The organism is Klebsiella sp. CN_Kp066 (genome assembly GCF_040065135.1).
Lineage (GTDB): Bacteria > Pseudomonadota > Gammaproteobacteria > Enterobacterales > Enterobacteriaceae > Klebsiella > Klebsiella oxytoca.
Genome location: NZ_JBEAIU010000052.1, coordinates 15,373 through 35,085 on the forward strand (window position 1 = coordinate 15,373; position 19,713 = coordinate 35,085).

The 19,713-nt window shown below is 56.4% G+C and carries 20 protein-coding genes; 17 read left to right on the forward strand and 3 right to left on the reverse strand.

Translation table 11 applies throughout. The features are described from left to right. Positions 1-101: 101 nt before the first annotated feature. From phnL to ABLV75_RS20465, 8 genes are all read left to right on the forward strand, one after another. On the forward strand, positions 102-788 hold the full coding sequence (phnL, locus tag ABLV75_RS20430; protein ID WP_004109400.1) for a phosphonate C-P lyase system protein PhnL: 687 nt from the start codon (positions 102-104) through the stop codon (positions 786-788). Beyond that, a complete protein-coding gene (gene phnM / locus ABLV75_RS20435) occupies positions 785-1,921 on the forward strand; it encodes an alpha-D-ribose 1-methylphosphonate 5-triphosphate diphosphatase (protein WP_004109401.1) in 1,137 nt (378 codons plus the stop codon). Before phnL ends, phnM begins: the two co-directional genes overlap by 4 nt. Beyond that, complete coding sequence (gene phnN / locus ABLV75_RS20440; RefSeq protein ID WP_004109402.1) at positions 1,921-2,484, forward strand: ribose 1,5-bisphosphokinase; 564 nt, start codon at positions 1,921-1,923, stop codon at positions 2,482-2,484. Before phnM ends, phnN begins: the two co-directional genes overlap by 1 nt. 16 nt (positions 2,485-2,500) lie before the next feature. Continuing rightward, a complete protein-coding gene (gene phnP / locus ABLV75_RS20445) occupies positions 2,501-3,259 on the forward strand; it encodes a phosphonate metabolism protein PhnP (RefSeq protein WP_004109403.1) in 759 nt (252 codons plus the stop codon). Positions 3,260-3,329: 70 nt separating this feature from the next. Then, entirely contained in the window at positions 3,330-3,797 is a 468-nt protein-coding gene (locus ABLV75_RS20450; protein WP_023329128.1) for a hypothetical protein, read from the forward strand. 257 nt (positions 3,798-4,054) lie between these two features. Next, positions 4,055-4,279, forward strand: a complete 225-nt coding sequence (locus tag ABLV75_RS20455; protein WP_004109405.1) for a hypothetical protein — start codon at positions 4,055-4,057, stop codon at positions 4,277-4,279. Further along, positions 4,279-4,605 (forward strand): phosphotyrosine protein phosphatase, encoded by a 327-nt coding sequence (locus tag ABLV75_RS20460; RefSeq protein ID WP_026055915.1) that lies wholly within the window; start codon positions 4,279-4,281, stop codon positions 4,603-4,605. The genes ABLV75_RS20455 and ABLV75_RS20460 overlap by 1 nt, the downstream gene beginning before the upstream one ends. Positions 4,606-4,697: 92 nt before the next feature. Continuing rightward, a complete protein-coding gene (locus ABLV75_RS20465; protein ID WP_004109407.1) occupies positions 4,698-5,105 on the forward strand; it encodes a hypothetical protein in 408 nt (135 codons plus the stop codon). Here ABLV75_RS20465 and yjdP read toward each other — a convergent pair. Together yjdP and rpiB are read right to left on the reverse strand one after the other, a co-directional pair. Next, positions 5,099-5,431 carry a DDRRRQL repeat protein YjdP gene (gene yjdP / locus ABLV75_RS20470; RefSeq protein WP_004109408.1) on the reverse strand — a complete coding sequence of 111 codons (333 nt, stop codon included), beginning with the start codon at positions 5,429-5,431 and terminating at the stop codon, positions 5,099-5,101. The two genes, ABLV75_RS20465 and yjdP, sit on opposite strands and share 7 nt — an antisense overlap. Positions 5,432-5,500: 69 nt before the next feature. Next, positions 5,501-5,950, reverse strand: coding sequence for a bifunctional allose-6-phosphate isomerase/ribose-5-phosphate isomerase RpiB (gene rpiB, locus ABLV75_RS20475; protein WP_004109409.1), 450 nt, complete (start codon positions 5,948-5,950; stop codon positions 5,501-5,503). 365 nt (positions 5,951-6,315) lie between these two features. On the opposite strand from rpiB, the gene alsR reads away from it, so the two are divergent. The 8 genes from alsR to ABLV75_RS20515 all read left to right on the forward strand — a co-directional run bounded on the left by alsR (position 6,316) and on the right by ABLV75_RS20515 (position 15,761). After that, complete coding sequence (alsR, locus tag ABLV75_RS20480) at positions 6,316-7,203, forward strand: D-allose utilization transcriptional regulator AlsR (protein ID WP_004137474.1); 888 nt, start codon at positions 6,316-6,318, stop codon at positions 7,201-7,203. Positions 7,204-7,265: 62 nt separating this feature from the next. Then, complete coding sequence (alsB, locus tag ABLV75_RS20485; protein WP_004109411.1) at positions 7,266-8,201, forward strand: D-allose transporter substrate-binding protein; 936 nt, start codon at positions 7,266-7,268, stop codon at positions 8,199-8,201. Positions 8,202-8,277: 76 nt separating this feature from the next. Further along, positions 8,278-9,810 carry a D-allose ABC transporter ATP-binding protein AlsA gene (gene alsA, locus ABLV75_RS20490; protein ID WP_004109412.1) on the forward strand — a complete coding sequence of 511 codons (1,533 nt, stop codon included), beginning with the start codon at positions 8,278-8,280 and terminating at the stop codon, positions 9,808-9,810. Beyond that, positions 9,789-10,769: a D-allose ABC transporter permease gene (gene alsC, locus ABLV75_RS20495; protein ID WP_004109413.1), complete on the forward strand. Its 981-nt coding sequence runs from the start codon at positions 9,789-9,791 to the stop codon at positions 10,767-10,769. Before alsA ends, alsC begins: the two co-directional genes overlap by 22 nt. Before the next feature lie 10 nt (positions 10,770-10,779). Continuing rightward, positions 10,780-11,475 (forward strand): D-allulose 6-phosphate 3-epimerase, encoded by a 696-nt coding sequence (alsE, locus tag ABLV75_RS20500; protein ID WP_004109415.1) that lies wholly within the window; start codon positions 10,780-10,782, stop codon positions 11,473-11,475. Further along, positions 11,459-12,370 carry an allose kinase gene (gene alsK, locus ABLV75_RS20505; RefSeq protein WP_004109417.1) on the forward strand — a complete coding sequence of 304 codons (912 nt, stop codon included), beginning with the start codon at positions 11,459-11,461 and terminating at the stop codon, positions 12,368-12,370. The genes alsE and alsK overlap by 17 nt, the downstream gene beginning before the upstream one ends. Before the next feature lie 274 nt (positions 12,371-12,644). Continuing rightward, the gene (fdhF, locus tag ABLV75_RS20510; protein WP_077598860.1) at positions 12,645-14,792 is read left to right on the forward strand and encodes a formate dehydrogenase subunit alpha; all 2,148 of its coding nucleotides are present in this window, start codon (positions 12,645-12,647) and stop codon (positions 14,790-14,792) included. Between the two features lie 285 nt (positions 14,793-15,077). After that, positions 15,078-15,761: a tetratricopeptide repeat protein gene (locus ABLV75_RS20515; protein WP_004109426.1), complete on the forward strand. Its 684-nt coding sequence runs from the start codon at positions 15,078-15,080 to the stop codon at positions 15,759-15,761. Between the two features lie 152 nt (positions 15,762-15,913). Here ABLV75_RS20515 and gltP read toward each other — a convergent pair whose 3' ends face one another. Next, on the reverse strand, positions 15,914-17,227 hold the full coding sequence (gltP, locus tag ABLV75_RS20520; RefSeq protein ID WP_004109428.1) for a glutamate/aspartate:proton symporter GltP: 1,314 nt from the start codon (positions 17,225-17,227) through the stop codon (positions 15,914-15,916). A gap of 411 nt (positions 17,228-17,638) precedes the next feature. Here gltP and acs point away from each other — a divergent pair, with 411 nt between their 5' ends. Next, entirely contained in the window at positions 17,639-19,597 is a 1,959-nt protein-coding gene (gene acs, locus ABLV75_RS20525; RefSeq protein ID WP_004109430.1) for an acetate--CoA ligase, read from the forward strand. The last annotated feature ends 116 nt before the right edge of the window (positions 19,598-19,713 follow it).

The window sequence follows — 19,713 nt, forward strand, 5'->3', positions numbered from 1 at the left end:
CCGGCGATCCCCGGTCGCGCTTCGTGAATTAATGCATCAGGTAGCCCGGATAAGGCGTTCGCGCCGCGATCCGGGGAAATTCAGGCACGATGAGGCTAAAAATGAACGCCATTCGCGTGGAAAACATCCATAAAACCTTTGTTCTGCACCAGCAGAACGGCGTGCGTCTGCCGGTACTCGCCGACGCCTCGCTGAGCGTAAACGTCGGCGAATGCGTGGTGCTGCACGGCCACTCCGGCAGCGGAAAATCGACCCTGCTGCGTTCGCTGTACGCCAACTATCTCCCCGATAGCGGCCACATCTATATCCGCCACGGCGATGAATGGGTGGATCTGGTCACCGCCACGCCGCGCCAAGTCCTGGAAGTGCGTAAAACCACCATCGGCTGGGTTAGCCAGTTTCTGCGAGTGATCCCGCGCATCTCCGCCCTCGACGTCGTCATGCAGCCGCTGCTCGAGCTGGGCATCCCGCGCGAAGAGAGCGCCGGTAAAGCCGCCCGCCTGCTGACGCGCCTGAACGTGCCCGAACGTCTGTGGCACCTCGCCCCCTCGACCTTTTCCGGCGGCGAACAGCAGCGGGTCAATATCGCCCGCGGCTTCGCGGTAGACTACCCGATCTTGCTTCTCGACGAACCCACCGCCTCGCTGGACGACAAAAACCGCGCCGCCGTGGTGGAACTGATCCAGGAAGCCAAAGCCCGCGGCGCGTCGATCGTCGGCATTTTCCACGACGAGGCCACGCGTAAACAGGTCGCCGACCGCCTGCACCCCATGGGGATTTCAGCATGATTATCAACAACGTAAAGCTGGTCCTCGAAGACGAGGTGGTTAACGGTTCGCTGGAGGTGCGGGACGGCAGAATTTCAGCCTTTGCCGAAAGCCAGAGCCGGCTGGCGGAGGCCATTGACGGCGACGGCGGCTGGCTGCTGCCGGGGCTTATCGAGCTGCATACCGACAACCTGGACAAGTTTTTCACCCCGCGACCGAAGGTGGACTGGCCCGCCCACTCGGCGATGAGCAGCCACGACGCGCTGATGGTCGCCAGCGGCATCACCACCGTGCTGGATGCCGTGGCTATTGGCGATGTCCGCGACGGCGGCGATCGTCTGGAGAACCTGGAAAAGATGATCAATGCCGTGGAGGAGACGCAAAAGCGGGGCCTCAACCGCGCCGAACACCGGCTGCATCTGCGCTGCGAACTGCCGCATCACACCACTCTGCCGCTGTTCAAGAAGCTGGTTGGCCGCGAACCGGTGAGCATGGTCTCCCTGATGGATCACTCCCCTGGCCAGCGCCAGTACGCCGACCGCAGCAAATACCGCGACTACTACCAGGGCAAATACCATCTGACCAACGAACAGATGGACGCCTTCGAAGAGGAGCAGATGGCGCTGGCGGCTGCCTGGTCACAGCCCAACCGGCAGCGCATCGCCGCGATCTGCCGCGAGCGGAATATCGCGCTGGCCAGCCACGATGACGCTACCTGCGAACATGTGCTCGAGTCACGCCAGCTTGGCAGCGTTATCGCCGAATTTCCCACCACTATCGCCGCAGCGCAGGCCTCGCGCCAGCATGGGATGAGCGTCCTGATGGGCGCACCGAATATCGTGCGCGGCGGCTCGCACTCCGGGAACGTCGCCGCCCATCATCTGGCGGCCAGCGGACTGCTGGATATTCTCTCCTCCGACTATTATCCCGCCAGCCTGCTGGATGCCGCTTTCCGCATCGCTGACGACGAGGGCAACGCTTTTACCCTCGCGCAGGCTATTCGTCTGGTAAGTCAAAACCCGGCGCAGGCGCTGGGGCTGCACGACCGCGGGGCGATTGCCGAAGGTAAGCGGGCGGACCTGGTGCTGGCGCGCCGTCACGGCGAGCATATCCATATCGATCACGTCTGGCGGCAAGGTAAGAGGGTCTTCTGATGACAGGAAAACTGATTTGGCTGGTCGGTGCCTCCGGCTCCGGTAAAGACAGCCTGCTGGCGGCGCTGCGCCAGCGTGAGCATCCGCAGCTGCTGGTAGCGCACCGCTACATTACTCGTTCGCCCAATGCGGGTGGTGAAAACCATATCGCCCTCAGCGAGCGAGAGTTTTTTACCCGCGCCGAGCAGCATCTGTTTGCCCTCAGCTGGCATGCAAACCACCATTACTACGGTATTGGCATCGAGATTGACCTGTGGCTGCACGCCGGGTTCGACGTGGTCGCTAACGGTTCACGCGCGCACCTTGCGCAAGCGCAGGCGCGCTATGCTGACGCCCTCCTGCCTATCTGTTTGCAGGTTTCACCGGAGGTGCTCAGACAACGCCTGGCGCGGCGCGGGCGGGAGAACGAAACAGAAATCGCCCAGCGCATGGCGCGCGCGGCGCGCTATACGCCGAGCGCGTGTCTGACGCTAAATAACGATGGTCGCCTTAGCCAGTCGGTGGACGCTCTGGTTTCGCTGATTCGCATTCACGGCAACCGACGCGAACGGCAGCCAGCCTGACGCGCGAGGAGAAAGCATGAGCCTGAGTATCCGCTTAACCGGCACCGGCGGCGCGCAGCTGGTGCCGGTTTTTGGCTGCGATTGCCCCGCCTGTCGCCGCGCCCGCGCCGACGAAGCGCATCGTCGTCGCCCCTGTAGCGCGATAGTTAAATTCAATAGCGCGGTGACGCTGCTCGATGCCGGGCTGCCGGATCTGATGACGCAGTGGCCCGCCGGCAGCTTTCAGCAGTTTCTGCTCACCCATTATCATATGGATCACGTACAGGGGCTGTTCCCCTTGCGCTGGGGCGTGGGCGAATCCATTGCGGTATACGGCCCCCCGGATGATCAGGGCTGCGATGACCTGTTTAAGCATCCGGGCCTGCTGGATTTCAGCCACACCGTCGAACCATTTGTGCGGTTTGAACTTCAGGGATTGCGCGTCACGCCGCTGCCGTTGAATCACTCAAGGCTCACGTTTGGCTATCTGCTGGAGTCGGCCCATAGCCGGGTCGCCTGGCTCTCCGATACCGCCGCGCTGCCGGAAAAAACGCTGAAGTTCCTGCTGAATAATCAGCCGCAGCTTATCATCATCGACTGTAGCCACGAGCCGCGCCCGCAGCCGCCGCGCAACCACTGCGACCTGAACACCGTGCGGGCCATTAACCAGGTCATCGGCTGCCCGCGAGTGATCCTCACTCATATTAGCCACCGCTTCGACGCGTGGATGATGGAGCACTCTCTGCCGGCGGGGTTTGAAGCGGGATTTGACGGCATGGAGATTGTGCTGCCTTAACCAAACTTCATCATCCCTTCACTTAACCTCACTATCTTCCCTGCGGACTTAACCATCTGAAGGGATTCACATGACCACAACACGACGCACGCTTCGCCATGCCTGCTGGTATGCATTCATTGGCCCCTATATTGGCCTGCTGTGGGCCATCGTCGCCATCGTCATACAGTCGCGCCGTTCGGTGGGTAGTTTCTTTGAATTTGTCTTTTCTGAACTGCCGTATTTTCTCATCGTCCCCTGGGCTGCTGGCGCCATCCCGGCGCTACTGACCGGGATCGCCGTCGCTTTTTTGCCCACGGGTATTCATGCGATTCATTACCGGCGTATCCTCGCCAGCGCGACCATTGGCCTGGCCATATGCGCGGCAATACCGCTAACCGGCGTGCTGCTTTTCTCCGATACCGATCTGACAACCTTTATTCTGCGTGGTCATGGGTTCCGGGTAATCGCAGGTTCTGGCCTGTTCTCCGGACTGATTATGGGATGGCTGATAGCCTATCTGCCGGGCAGGGAGCAGAGAAAAACGCCAAATGAATAAGTTCCTGCATCATATCGGCTGGTTTGCGGGGCTCGGGCCGATGATTCCCAGGCTTCCGCCGCGGATCGCGGCACATCGGTAACCCTTATCCAGACGGCCCGGATCCTCCGACGACCGCACACCAGCAGCCCCTGCCCCGGTATTCAACACGCGTGAAAACGCTGGATAAAAAGCCCCTGGCAGCGTTAACATAGCGGCGCTTTCCTCTCCGTATTATCGCGGCTGCTGAACCCGATTAATCTGAGAGAGAAAAGACCATGGAAACAACCCGTAGCCGGGGCTGGCGCATGGCGCAAAAGCAGCGCAATAAGTCTCGCGATGTTCACACCGCCCTCTTACGTTTTCGTCGCGAGAAAAACTGGAAGCATCTCTATTTGCGTTCAGAAAAATTGCTACGCGCCGCGCAGCTGGGAATGGAATATCCCCGTAAAACTCGTCGCCAGCTGGCGCATCAGGGAATGGAAGAGCTGTTATCGAATTGATCAACGTGCTGTTTGTTTGTAGCCGCAATCAATGGCGAAGCCCGACGGCGGAACAGGTGTTCCGCCGTTATCCTGGCATGAACGTGCGCTCTGCGGGCACGAGCCGGAACGCCAGAAAACCCCTTACTCCTGAACTGATTAACTGGGCGGATATTATCTGCGTGATGGAGCAGAAACATAAAAATCGACTGGTCGCTGAATATCGTCGCCTGGTCGAAAATAAACCGCTTTACGTGCTGGATATCCCCGACGACTACCGCTATATGGACCCCGAACTTGTCGCCCTGCTGAAAGAGCTGGTCCCCGCCCTGCCCGAACTGAGCTAATTTTCTATCACCGTTTTACCCTGACTTCATCCTCGCTTCACAGTAGTGAAATACCTTTCCCGACGGACAAAAAAACAGGGAAGGAAACGATCGTGACAGGACGAATGATTCATCATGCAGGCTGGTTCGTGGCCCTTGGGCCGTTAATACCGCTACCGCTCATTCTCTTTTTACCCAGGGTCATCTCAGTTGATGAGCTCCTCAATCATCTTCCGGAAGTATTATCCCTCACCTGGGGTATTGGCTTTTTACCCGCATTGTTAACCGGCATTTTCATGGCTATCCTGACGGGCCACGCTGATTGCGCCTGGTACTATCGAATGCTGGCAGGCGGGATTGCCGGGCCTCTGATAACGGCCATTTGCTGCGGCATCATCGGCGCTTTTATTCCGATGTTTTTCTATTTAATCCCGCTGTTGCTTATCTCGGCGCTGCCGTCCGGCATCGTTATGGGACTGCTGATTCCCTGGCTCCCGCCGCGGATCGCCCGGCATCAGTAATCATCATCCAGACGACGCCAGTCGTTTTCTAACTGTCGCCGATCGCTGTCCAGCTGGCGCTGACGCTCGTCAAGCTGGCGGCGGCGATCTTCAAGCTGTCGTCGTCTGTCTTCATACTGCCGCTGGCGATCGGCGCTTTGCTGACGGCTGCCCTGATAGCGCCCATCATCATAGTCATCGTCGTCGGAACGGCTATCGCCCGGGTGGTAAGCATCGTTAATAGCCTGCTGAATATTGCCGATAGCGTCGTCGATCACATCGGCGTGCGCCAGCTGGCCGGCGAGGGATAGGGTGCAAAAAAGCAAAGCGGTAGTATAACGTTTCATAAAGCCAGTCTCATCGGTGGGCTGGCTTTACGTTAATCAAGCGCTACCGCGGCGAGTAGCGGAGGAATCTCAAATCCGCTGCTGCTCAATCGTGCCGATCGCGTCTACCCGCCCCTGGTGGCGCCCGCCCTCGAATTCGGCATCCAGCCAGGCATCGACGATCATTTTTGCCAGTTCAAGGCCGATCACCCGCGCGCCAAAGGCCAGAATATTGGTGTTATTATGCTGCCGTGAAAGCTGCGCCGAGTAGGGCTCGCTGCACACCACCGCCCGAATACCGGGATGCTTATTGGCAGCGATAGAGATGCCGACGCCGGTGCCGCAGATCAGGATCCCGCCGTCGACCTCACCAGCGGCAACGGACTCAGCGACGGCGCTGGCATAGCGCGGATAATCGGTACGTTCCGTAGACCATGCGCCTTTATCCACGACGTCAATCCCACGCTGGCGCAGATGCGCAACGATATCGTCTTTCAGGATAAAACCGACATGATCGCAGCCAAATGCAATCCTTTTCATACTTAGCCTCGCCTGTTGTTAACTTTACAAGGATGGTTGGCGTTGTGATTTAAACGCCTAAAAATGCCCCTGGAAACGCTGAAAATAGCATCATCCGGCTCCTTTCTACACGCTGATATTTTACAAATCAAGTCGAAAACGTTATTTAACGCCATATGCACTTTTCAGAAAAAGAACCATATAAATCACACAATAGTATGATTTATAATGAATTTATTGCATGTAAAAGTAAAAATGAATTTTAGCAAAACTTCACAATAAACATAACTTTATAAAAAAATAAATTTTGTGAAGTTGGCGGTATCTTTTTTGTTTTGCCTGTGGTGATATAGTGTCGTCTTCATTTTATGGACAAAGAGAAAGCGATGAGTCAGTCAGAATCCAGTTCGCTCCCTAACGGTATCGGCCTTGCCCCCTGGCTTCGCATGAAGCAGGAAGGCATGACCGAAAACGAGAGCCGTATCGTCGAATGGTTGCTTACCCCCGGCAATCTCAGCGATGCGCCGGCCATTAAAGACGTCGCGGAAGCGCTGTCGGTATCAGAAGCCATGATCGTTAAGGTTTCTAAGCTGCTCGGGTTTAGCGGTTTTCGTAACCTGCGCAGCGCGCTGGAGGCCTACTTTTCGCAATCTGAGCAGGTGCTACCGACCGAGCTCTCCTTTGATGAAGCGCCGCAGGATGTGGTGAACAAGGTGTTTAACATCACTCTGCGCACCATTATGGAAGGCCAGTCGATCGTTAACGTCGACGAGATTCACCGCGCGGCGCGCTTTTTCGCTCAGGCTAACCAGCGCGATCTTTACGGCGCGGGCGGCTCCAACGCCATCTGCGCCGACGTGCAGCATAAATTTTTACGTATCGGCGTGCGCTGCCAGGCCTACCCGGACGCGCATATCATGATGATGTCCGCCTCGTTGCTGAAAGAAGGCGATGTGGTGCTGGTGGTTTCACACTCCGGGCGCACCAGCGATATTAAATCCGCGGTGGAGCTGGCTAAAAAGAACGGGGCAAAAATTATTTGCATCACCCACAGCTATCATTCGCCGATTGCCAAATTAGCTGATTTTATTATTTGTTCGCCAGCACCAGAGACGCCTTTATTAGGCCGAAACGCCTCAGCGCGTATATTACAACTGACATTATTAGATGCATTCTTTGTTTCCGTTGCCCAGCTTAATATTGAACAAGCGAATTTAAACATGCAAAAAACCGGCGCGATTGTTAATTTCTTTTCTCCAGGCGCGCTGAAGTAAATAAAAGCCGATCCCACATCAGTGGGATCAATAAAATTGTATCTTACACCGAGAGTATTGATATGAATAAATATCTGAAACTTTTCAGCGGCGCGGCTATGGGCGTAATGTTATCCACCAGCGCCTTTGCCGCCGCCGATTATGCCGTGGTCTTAAAAACCTTATCCAACCCATTCTGGGTGGATATGAAAAAGGGTATTGAAGACGAAGCCAAAACCCTGGGCGTGAGCGTCGATATTTTTGCCTCACCTTCTGAAGGGGATTTTCAGTCGCAGCTGCAGCTGTTTGAAGACCTGAGCAATAAAAACTACAAAGGTATCGCCTTTGCGCCGCTCTCCTCGGTAAATCTGGTGATGCCGGTGGCTAAAGCCTGGAAAAAGGGCATCTATCTGGTCAACCTCGATGAAAAAATCGATATGGATAACCTGAAGAAAGCCGGCGGCAACGTAGAAGGTTTTGTCACCACCGATAACGTGGCGGTCGGGGCGAAAGGCGCAGAGTTTATCATCGACAAACTGGGTGCTGAAGGCGGCGAAGTCGCTATTATCGAAGGCAAAGCCGGTAACGCGTCCGGTGAGGCCCGCCGCAATGGCGCCACCGAAGCCTTCAAAAAAGCGAGTCAAATCAAGCTGGTTGCCAGTCAGCCTGCCGACTGGGACCGCATCAAGGCGCTGGACGTCGCCACCAACGTGCTGCAGCGTAACCCGAACGTTAAAGCGATCTACTGCGCCAACGACACCATGGCAATGGGCGTCGCCCAGGCCGTCGCTAATGCCGGCAAAACCGGCAAGGTACTGGTAGTCGGTACCGACGGCATTCCTGAAGCGCGCAAAATGGTCGAAGCCGGACAGATGACCGCCACAGTCGCTCAGAACCCGGCGGATATTGGCGCTACGGGTCTTAAGCTGATGGTCGATGCTGAGAAGAGCGGCAAAGTCATCCCTCTGGATAAAGCCCCGCAGTTTAAGCTGGTGGACTCCATTCTGGTGACGAAATAAGACTGACCTTGTACTGACGGTTGCCCTCACCCCGACCCTCTCCCGCACGGAGAGGGTGAAAATATAAGGAAAATCTATGCTCACGCCATATATTTCAATGGCGGGGATCGGCAAATCCTTTGGCCCGGTTCACGCATTAAAATCGGTTGATTTAACTATTTACCCCCATGAAATACATGCGTTATTAGGGGAAAATGGTGCCGGTAAATCAACGCTGATGAAAGTTCTGTCGGGAATACATGAACCGACCAAAGGCACCATTACGATTAATAACGTTAACTACGACAAGCTTGATCATAAATTAGCGGCCCAGCTCGGCATTGGAATTATTTATCAGGAACTCAGCGTCATTGATGAATTAACGGTGCTGGAGAATTTATATATTGGCCGCCATCTGACGAAAAAAGTCTGCGGCGTCAACGTGATCGACTGGAAAGAAATGCGCGTGCGGGCGGCGATGATGCTGCTGCGCGTCGGGCTGAAGATCGACTTAGACGAAAAGGTGGCAAATCTCTCCATCAGCCACAAGCAGATGCTGGAAATCGCCAAGACGCTGATGCTTGATGCCAAAGTCCTGATCATGGATGAACCGACCTCCTCGCTGACCAATAAAGAGGTGGACTATCTGTTTCTGATCATGAATCAGCTGCGGAAAGAGGGCACCGCCATTGTCTATATCTCGCACAAGCTGGCGGAAATACGCCGCATCTGCGACCGCTATACGGTCATGAAAGACGGCAGCAGCGTCTGCAGCGGGATGGTCAGCGAAGTGAATAACGATGACATCGTTCGTCTGATGGTTGGCCGCGAACTGCAAAACCGCTTCAACGCCATGAAAGAGAGCACCGGCAATATCGCCCGCGAGACGGTGTTTGAAGTGAAAAACGTCACCAGCCATGACAAGAAAAAGGTACGCGATATCTCGTTTAGCGTGAATCGCGGCGAAATTCTCGGTTTTGCCGGACTGGTCGGTTCCGGGCGCACCGAACTGATGGACTGCCTGTTTGGGGTTGATAAACGTAGCAGCGGTGAGATTTACCTCAACGGCAAAGCGATCTCCCCCCGCTCGCCGCTGGACGCTTTAAAGAAAGGCATGGGCTACATCACCGAAAGCCGCCGGGAAAACGGCTTTTTCCCCAATTTTTCTATCGCCCAGAATATGGCAGTCAGCCAGAGCCTGAAGCGCGGCGGCTACAAAGGGGCCATGGGGCTGTTCCGCGAAGGCGACGAACGCAAAACGGCGGAAGAGCAGCGCAAGCTGCTGGCGCTGAAGTGCCATTCGGTCGATCAGAACATTACCGAGCTATCCGGCGGTAACCAGCAGAAGGTGCTGATATCGAAATGGCTATGCTGCAGCCCCGAAGTGATCATTTTTGACGAGCCGACGCGCGGTATCGACGTGGGCGCAAAAGCCGAAATTTATAAAGTGATGCGCCAGCTGGCCGATGACGGAAAAGTCATCCTGATGGTGTCATCCGAACTACCTGAAATTATCGCCGTCTGCGACCGCATTGCCGTGTTCTGCGAAGGGCGACTGACGCAAATCCTGACCAATCGCGACGATATGAGCGAAGAGGAGATTATGGCATGGGCACTACCACAAGAGTAAAAGGCGATATGGACGAGAAAAAACCGTTTAACTTCGCGCTGTTCTGGGATAAATACGGCACCTTTTTTATCCTCGCTATCATCGTCGCCATCTTCGGCACCCTTTCGTCGGAGTACTTCCTGACGACCAACAACATTACGCAGATCTTTGTCCAGAGTTCGGTCACCGTGCTGATCGGCATGGGCGAGTTCTTCGCGATCCTCGTCGCCGGGATCGACTTGTCGGTCGGGGCGATCCTCGCGCTCTCCGGGATGGTCACCGCCAAGCTGATGCTGGCGGGCGTTGACCCGTTCCTTGCGGCGCTGATCGGCGGCGTGCTGGTCGGCGGCGCGCTGGGCGCCATCAACGGCTGTCTGGTCAACTGGACCGGGCTGCATCCGTTCATTATTACCCTCGGCACCAACGCCATCTTCCGCGGTATCACGCTGGTTATCTCTGATGCCAACTCGGTGTACGGCTTTTCATTTGATTTCGTTAACTTCTTTGCCGCCACGCCGCTGGGCATCCCGGTACCGGTGATCTTCTCGCTGATTGTGGCGCTGATCCTGTGGTTCCTGACCACCCGTATGCGCGTCGGCCGCAATATCTACGCGCTGGGCGGCAACAAAAACTCCGCTTTCTACTCCGGTATCGACGTCAAGTTTCACATGCTGCTGGTGTTCATCATTTCCGGTATTTGCGCCGGACTGGCGGGCGTGGTCTCCACCGCGCGTCTCGGCGCAGCAGAGCCGCTGGCCGGTATGGGTTTTGAAACCTACGCCATCGCCAGCGCCATCATCGGCGGTACCAGCTTCTTCGGCGGCAAAGGACGCATCTTCTCGGTGGTCATCGGCGGCCTGATTATCGGCACCATCAATAACGGACTGAACATTCTGCAAGTACAAACCTACTACCAGCTGGTGGTAATGGGCGGATTAATCATCGCGGCTGTCGCCCTCGACCGTCTTATCAGTAAGTAAGGAATTTATCATGAAAATTGCTCCCTCTTTAATGTGTATGGATCTGCTGAAATTTAAAGAACAGATCGAGTTTATCGACCAGCATGCAGACTATTTTCACATCGATATCATGGACGGTCATTTTGTGCCGAACCTGACCCTGTCGCCGTTTTTCGTCGGCCAGGTCAAAAAGCTGGCCAGCAAACCGCTGGATTGCCATCTGATGGTCACTCGCCCGCAGGATTACATTAGCCAGCTGGCGCAGGCGGGGGCGGATTTTATCACCCTGCATCCGGAAACCATCAACGGCCAGGCCTTCCGCCTGATCGAAGAAATTCGACGCCACGGCATGAAAGTCGGGCTGATCCTTAACCCGGAAACCCCGGTTGAGACCATGAAGTACTACATTCATAAAGCCGACAAAATCACGGTAATGACCGTCGATCCGGGCTTTGCCGGACAGCCATTTATCCCGGAAATGCTGGAGAAAATCGCTGAACTTAAAGCCTGGCGCGAGCGCGAAGGGCTGAACTACGAGATCGAAATCGATGGCTCCTGCAATAAAGCCACCTATGAAAAACTGATGGCGGCGGGCGCGGACGTCTTTATCGTCGGCACTTCGGGCCTCTTTAATCACGCCGAGAAGATTGAAGAGGCGTGGCAGATCATGGTCGAGCAAATTCTGGCGGCAAAAAACGAGGTACAGCCTCATGCAAAAACAGCGTAACGTCGTCGCGGGCGTGGATATGGGAGCGACTCATATCCGTTTTTGCCTGCAAACGGCGCAGGGCGAAGCGCTGCACTGCGAAAAGCTGCGTACCGCGGAGGTGATTAACGCCGACGGCCTGGTTAACGGCATTAAAAACCTGCTACAGCAGCAGCTAAACCAACATGATGCCCGCTGCTGCGGGCTGGTGATGGGGTTTCCGGCGCTGGTGGCAAAAGACAAGCGGACGATTATCTCCACCCCCAACCTGCCTCTGGCCGCTGACGATCTGTATAACCTGGCGGACCGGCTGGAAGCGGCGCTGGGCTGCCCGGTGGAGTTTTCCCGCGATGTGAATCTGCAGCTCTCTTTTGATGTGCAGCAGAACGGCCTGCAGGAGCAGGAGGTGCTGGCGGCCTATCTTGGCACCGGTATGGGCTTCGCGGTCTGGCTAAACGGCGGGCCGTGGACCGGCGCCCACGGCGTGGCGGGCGAGCTGGGGCATATCCCCCAGGGCGATGACGCCCTCACCTGCGCCTGCGGCAACCCCGCCTGTCTGGAAACCGTCTGCTCCGGCATTGCGCTAAAGCGCTGGTATGAACAGCAGCCGCGCGCGTACGAACTGGGCGAGCTGTTCGTTCATGCCGCACAGGAGCCGTTTGTGCAGCAGTTGCTGAATCATGCCGCCCGCGCCATCGCCACCAGTATTAACCTGTTCGACCCCGATGCGGTGATCCTCGGCGGCGGAGTAATGGATATGCCCGCTTTCCCGCGCGACGCCCTAATCACCAGGGTTAAAACCTACGTTCGCCGTCCGCTACCGTATCAGGCCGTACGCTTTATCGCCGCTTCCTCCTCGGCGTTTAACGGCGCCCGGGGCGCGGCGGCGCTGGCGAGAAGCCGTTATTTGACCTAGCCCAATAAGCGCAGCACCGCTTTCAAGCCTGCCCGCTATCCTCCCCGGAAGCGGAGCTGCGCCCCTCCCGGGCTATCCATCATCGTCTGTCCGAGCGCGTCACCTGCTCCCGCGTCGACACGTCAAAACTGACGATAGCCTGTTTTTCGTCAGCATTTCGCCCAAAAAAACAACGTATCATCAGGCGATACCCACAATGAAAACATGGCATAGAAGATGCATAGTGACGGCGCGATAGCGCGTATGCGCCAATTGATTAACTGGAGCAAGACCGATGAAAAAAGTCGTCACGGTTTGTCCGTATTGCGCATCAGGTTGCAAAATCAACCTGGTGGTCGATAACGGCAAAATCGTTCGGGCGGAAGCGGCACAGGGGAAAACCAACCAGGGAACCCTGTGTCTGAAAGGCTATTACGGCTGGGACTTCATTAACGATACCCAGATCCTTACCCCGCGCCTGAAAACCCCTATGATCCGTCGCCAGCGCGGCGGCAAGCTGGAATCCGTCTCCTGGGATGAGGCGCTCGATTACGTCGCCACTCGCCTCAGCGCTATTAAAGAGAAATATGGCCCGGACGCGATTCAGACTACCGGCTCGTCCCGCGGAACGGGTAACGAAACCAACTATGTGATGCAAAAATTCGCGCGCGCCGTTATTGGTACCAATAACGTCGACTGCTGCGCTCGCGTCTGACACGGCCCATCGGTTGCAGGTCTGCACCAATCGGTCGGTAACGGCGCTATGAGTAATGCCATCACCGAGATCGACAATACCGATCTCGTGTTTATCTTCGGGTATAACCCGGCAGATTCACACCCTATTGTGGCGAATCACGTGATTAACGCCAAACGCAACGGGGCAAAAATCATCGTCTGCGATCCGCGTAAAATTGAAACCGCGCGCATTGCCGATATGCACATTGCGCTGAAGAACGGCTCGAATATCGCGCTGCTCAACGCTATCGGGCACGTGATTATCGAAGAAGACCTCTACGATAAATCCTTCGTCGCCAGCCGTTCTGAGGGCTTCGAAGAGTATCGCAAAATCGTCGAAGGCTACACGCCAGAGTCGGTGGAAGAGATCACCGGCGTGAGCGCCCAGGAGATCCGCGCCTGCGCCCGTATGTATGCCAGCGCGAAATCCGCCGCGATCCTGTGGGGCATGGGCGTGACCCAGTTCTACCAGGGCGTGGAAACCGTACGTTCGCTGACCAGCCTGGCGATCCTCACCGGCAACCTCGGCAAGCCGAGCGTCGGCGTCAACCCGGTGCGCGGCCAGAACAACGTTCAGGGCGCCTGCGACATGGGCGCGCTGCCGGATACCTATCCGGGCTATCAATACGTTAAGTTCCCGGAGAACCGCGAGAAGTTCGCCAAAGCCTGGGGCGTCGATAGCCTGCCGGCGCACACCGGCTACCGCATCAGCGAGCTGCCGCACCGCGCGGCGCATGGCGAAGTGCGGGCGGCGTATATTATGGGGGAAGATCCGCTCCAGACCGACGCCGAGCTGTCCGCAGTGCGTAAGGCATTCGACGATCTGGAACTGGTTATCGTCCAGGATATTTTCATGACCAAAACCGCCTCAGCGGCCGACGTTATCCTGCCGTCCACCTCGTGGGGCGAGCATGAAGGCGTCTATACCGCAGCGGACCGCGGCTTCCAGCGCTTCTTTAAAGCGGTAGAGCCGAAATGGGACCTGAAAACCGACTGGCAGATTATCAGCGAAATCGCTACCCGGATGGGCTACAAGATGCACTACAACAACACCCAGGAGATCTGGGACGAGTTGCGGCATCTGTGTCCGGATTTCTACGGCGCCACCTACGAGAAAATGGGCGAGCTAGGCTACGTCATGTGGCCGTGCCGCGATGAGTCCGACGCCGATCAGGGGACCTCTTATTTGTTTAAAGAGAAGTTCGATACCCCGAACGGTCTGGCGCAGTTCTTCACCTGCGACTGGGTCGCGCCGATTGACAAACTCACCGAAGAGTACCCGATGGTGCTGTCGACGGTGCGCGAAGTCGGCCACTACTCGTGCCGTTCGATGACCGGTAACTGTGCGGCGCTGGCCGCGCTGGCGGATGAACCTGGCTATGCGCAAATCAACACCGCCGATGCCGAACGTTTGGGCATTGAGGATGAGGCGCTGGTGTGGGTGAACTCGCGTAAGGGCCGTATTATCACCCGCGCGCAGGTCAGCGATCGTCCGAATAAAGGGGCGGTCTATATGACCTACCAGTGGTGGATTGGCGCCTGTAACGAGCTGGTTTCCGAGAACCTGAGCCCGATAACCAAAACGCCGGAGTACAAGTACTGCGCCGTCAACGTTGAGCCGATTGCCGACCAGCGTGCCGCTGAGCAGTACGTCATTGATGAGTACAACAAGCTGAAAGCCCGCCTGCGCGAAAGCGCGCTGGGTTAATCGGACCGCCTCCCCGGAGGCGGTGCTTCGCACCTGGCCGGGCTACCGGACCGCAGAAGACTGTGAATCAATCCCCCCGGATGGCGGCTAACACCTTATCCGGGCTAACGGACCGCAGACGACTGTGAATCTGTAGCCCGGGCAAGGCGCGTCGGCGCCGCCCCCGGGGAAACAGACGGCACGATTATTCGGATAAACCATAAGTATCCCCCACGAGTTCCCGGCGTTTTCTTCTTCTTCCCCTGCCTTTATACTGCTCGTTATGTCCTCTACCGATAATAAAAAATGAAATACCTCTATTTACTGCTGGTGATAGCAAGCTTCACCTCAGGCGCCATGGAACCAGGTAGCCAGTATAGACAGCAGGCCGAAGCCGGCGATCCACGTGCACAATATTACCTGGCGGATACTTACGTCAGCTTCGGCGATTTTCCCCAGGCCGAATTCTGGGCGCAGAAAGCCGCAGACAACGGCGATGGCGACGCGCTGGCGCTGCTGGCCCAGCTCAAAATCCGCAATCCTCAGCAGGCCGACTACCACCAGGCTAAAGTGCTGGCGGAAAAGTCCGTACAAACAGGCAGCAAGGCGGGGGAAATTGTTCTCGCCCGGGTGCTGGTGAACCAGCAGGCCGGTACGCCGAACTACCCCCACGCCATCACTCTGTTACAGCACGCCGCGCAGGATCCGGAAAGCGATTCAGCCGTTGACGCTCAGATGCTGCTGGGGCTGATTTACGCCAGCGGCGTTCATCTTCCGGAAGATGATGTCAAAGCGACGCAGTACTTTAAAGAGAGCTCTGCCCTCTCCCGTACCGGCTACGCCGAATACTGGGCCGGGATGCTTTTCCTGCAGGGGGAAAAAGGCTTTATCGAACCGAACCGGCAGAAAGCGCTGCACTGGCTCAACGTTAGCTGTCAGGAGGGGTTTGATACCGGCTGTGAAGAGTTCGACAGGATAAGTAAAAGATAAGAAAAAGCCCGGCGCAGTCCATACGCCGGGCTTGTTGGAGATGTTCACCAGCCGTTCTGGCTGGAGTGTTTCGGCCGGGTCAGGCGTTAGCCGCCGACAGAAACGCGACGCTTTTCTCTCAGGCCCGGTGCGATGTCACCGGGCTTTCTGTTTTATTGCGCCGTTTTATCAAATTTGCCCAGCACTTCACGCTCATACGCCAGCGCTTTTTTGCGGTCAAATTTGTGTTCCCACTTGGCGATAACCAGCACCGCCAGCGCGTTGCCCACCACGTTCAGCGCGGTACGCGCCATATCGAGGATACGGTCAACGCCGGCGATAAACGCCAGACCTTCCAGCGGAATGCCCACGCTGCCCAGCGTCGCCAGCAGCACCACGAAGGAGACGCCCGGTACGCCGGCAATCCCTTTCGACGTCACCATCAGCGTCAGCACGAGGGTAATTTCCTGCCAGATGGACAGATCAATACCGTACAGCTGGGCGATGAAGATAGCCGCAATACTCTGATACAGCGTCGAGCCGTCGAGGTTAAAGGAGTAGCCGGTCGGCACCACGAAGCTGGTGATCGACGCTGGCGCGCCGTAGGCTTCCATCTTCTCGATAATACGCGGCAGCACGCTCTCGGAGCTGGCGGTAGAGTAGGCCAGAATCAGCTCATCCTTCAGAATGCGGATCAGGGTCCAGATGCTCAGTCCGCATACCCGCGCCACGATGCCAAGCACCACCAGCGCGAAGAACAGAATGGCGAAATAAACCAGAATCACCAGCTTCGCCAGCGGCCACAGTGAAGCGAAGCCGAAGGTCGCCACGGTCACCGAGATCAGCGCGAACACGCCCACCGGCGCGTAGCGCATCACCATATGCGTCACTTTAAACATGGTTTCAGAGATAGAGCGGAACACCGTGACCAGCGGTTCACGATGGGTAGCGGGCAGCGAGGAAAGGCCGAGACCAAATAGCACCGAGAAGAAGATGATCGGCAGCATGTCGCCCTTCGCCATCGAAGCCACGATATTGGTCGGTACCAGCGAGAGGATGGTGCCCATCAGGCCATGCGCGTGGCTCTGTACTTCTGCCGTGGTGTTTTGATATTTCGAAATATCCACCGCCGCCAGCTGCGACATATCAATGCCGCTTCCTGGCTGAAAGACGTTAGCCAGGGTAATCCCCAGCACGATGGCCACCGTGGTGATCACTTCAAAATAGATAATGGTTTTCGCGCCGATACGGCCCAGCTGCTTCGCATCGCCTACGCCGGCAATGCCGACCACCAGGGTCGAGATGACGATCGGTACGACGATCATTTTAATCAGATGGATAAAGATATCGCCCGCCGGGGTCAGCAGGTTCGAGATTAACCAGTCACGGCTTTCGGCGTGGTAATGCAGGTAACTGCCCAGAAGTATGCCCAGCACCAGAGCCAGCAAAATTTGCCAGGCCAGGCTGACTTTTGTTTTTTTCTTCACTACAGACTTCCTCGATGAAAGGCGCCATTCCAGGAGGTAATGGCACCCACTGAAAGGGGTATGAATTGTGTTGCGTTGCTTTATGGGGTTATTTAACGCGCAATATCAGTATCATTTGCACGGCATGCTGCGCAAGTCTTTAAGAACAGCGGTTTACTCTGGTTTTATGCATAAACTCGCTAATATCCCCAACTTATCTTGCATAAGTATTTGTTATAAAAAATATTTAATAAATTCATTTTCTATAAATCCATTTCAGAAATTATTTCACCTCAAAGTTTCATTTGATTGATTTTCATTCAGTTCAATCAATGCGTGATCTGTCCCCCAAATAGCAAACAAAGCCGCCAAAGCCCCTACTATTAACGTTTATTTGACATATATTTAACAACCTACAGGAGAAAAAAAGCCATGAGCCAAATACATAAACACTCTATTCCCGCTAATATTGCGGAACGCTGCCTGATTAACCCGGAACAGTACGAGGCGCAGTATCAGCAGTCCGTCACCGACCCAGATGCCTTCTGGGGCGAACAGGGCAAAATTCTCGACTGGATCAAGCCCTACACGCGCGTGAAAAACACCTCATTCGCGCCGGGTAATATCTCCATCAAATGGTACGAAGACGGCACCCTTAACCTGGCCGCTAACTGTCTTGATCGCCATCTGGCGGAGCGCGGCGACCAAACGGCCATCATCTGGGAAGGCGACGACGCCAGCCAGAGCAAAAATATCACTTATCGCGAACTCCACCGCGATGTCTGCCGCTTTGCCAACGTCCTGCTCGACCTCGGCATTAAAAAGGGCGATGTCGTGGCTATCTATATGCCGATGGTGCCGGAAGCCGCGGTGGCCATGCTGGCCTGCGCCCGCATCGGCGCTATCCATTCGGTGATTTTCGGCGGCTTCTCACCGGAAGCGGTCGCCGGACGTATCATCGATTCCAACTCCCGCCTGGTGATCACCTCTGATGAAGGCCTGCGCGCCGGTCGCGCGATCCCGCTGAAGAAGAACGTCGACGACGCGCTGAAAAATCCGCACGTGAAGAGCATCGAAAACGTGGTGGTGTTTAAACGTACCGGCGGCAAAATCGACTGGCAGGAAGGCCGCGACCTGTGGTGGAGCGATCTGATTGAGAAAGCCAGCGCGGAACACCAGCCTGAAGAGATGAACGCTGAAGATCCGCTGTTTATCCTTTATACCTCCGGCTCGACCGGTAAGCCAAAGGGCGTACTGCATACTACCGGCGGTTACCTGGTCTATGCGGCCTCAACGTTTAAATACGTTTTTGACTACCATCCGGGCGACATCTACTGGTGCACCGCCGACGTCGGCTGGGTCACCGGCCACAGCTACCTCCTGTACGGTCCGCTGGCCTGCGGCGCGACGACGCTGATGTTCGAGGGCGTACCGAACTGGCCAACCCCGGCGCGCATGTGCCAGGTGGTCGACAAGCATCAGGTCAACATTCTTTATACCGCCCCCACGGCGATCCGCGCGCTGATGGCGGAAGGCGATAAGGCTATTGAAGGCACCGACCGCTCTTCCCTGCGCATTCTCGGCTCCGTCGGCGAACCAATTAACCCGGAAGCCTGGGAGTGGTACTGGAAGAAGATCGGCAACGAGAAGTGCCCGGTGATGGACACCTGGTGGCAAACCGAAACCGGCGGCTTTATGATCACCCCGCTGCCCGGCGCCATTGAGCTGAAGGCCGGTTCCGCGACGCGTCCCTTCTTCGGCGTTCAGCCGGTGCTGGTGGATAACGAAGGCACGCCGCTGGAAGGCGCCACCGAAGGTAACCTGGCGATCGCCGACTCCTGGCCGGGCCAGGCGCGTACGCTGTTTGGCGACCACGAACGCTTCGAACAGACCTACTTCTCGACTTTTAAAAATATGTACTTCAGCGGCGACGGCGCGCGCCGTGACGAAGATGGCTACTACTGGATCACCGGTCGCGTCGATGACGTGCTGAACGTTTCCGGCCACCGTCTCGGAACCGCCGAAATCGAATCGGCGCTGGTGTCGCATCCGAAAATCGCCGAAGCGGCGGTGGTCGGCATTCCGCATAACATCAAAGGCCAGGCCATTTACGCTTACGTCACTCTCAACCATGGCGAAGAACCGACGCCGGAGCTCTACGCCGAGGTGCGCAACTGGGTCCGTAAGGAGATTGGCCCGCTGGCGACGCCGGACGTGCTGCACTGGACCGATTCGTTACCGAAAACCCGTTCGGGCAAAATCATGCGCCGTATACTGCGCAAAATTGCCGCGGGCGATACCAGTAATCTCGGCGATACCTCAACGCTTGCCGATCCTGGCGTGGTGGAAAAACTGCTCGAAGAGAAGCAGGCCATCGCTATGCCATCATAAACTAACCGATCCCCTACACCCTCTCCCCACCAGGGGAGAGGATATAAATACCCACTCCCCAAGGATTTCAGGTAGCAGGAAAGCGGTAAACAGGCTGACTCCCGACAGTTAACTGC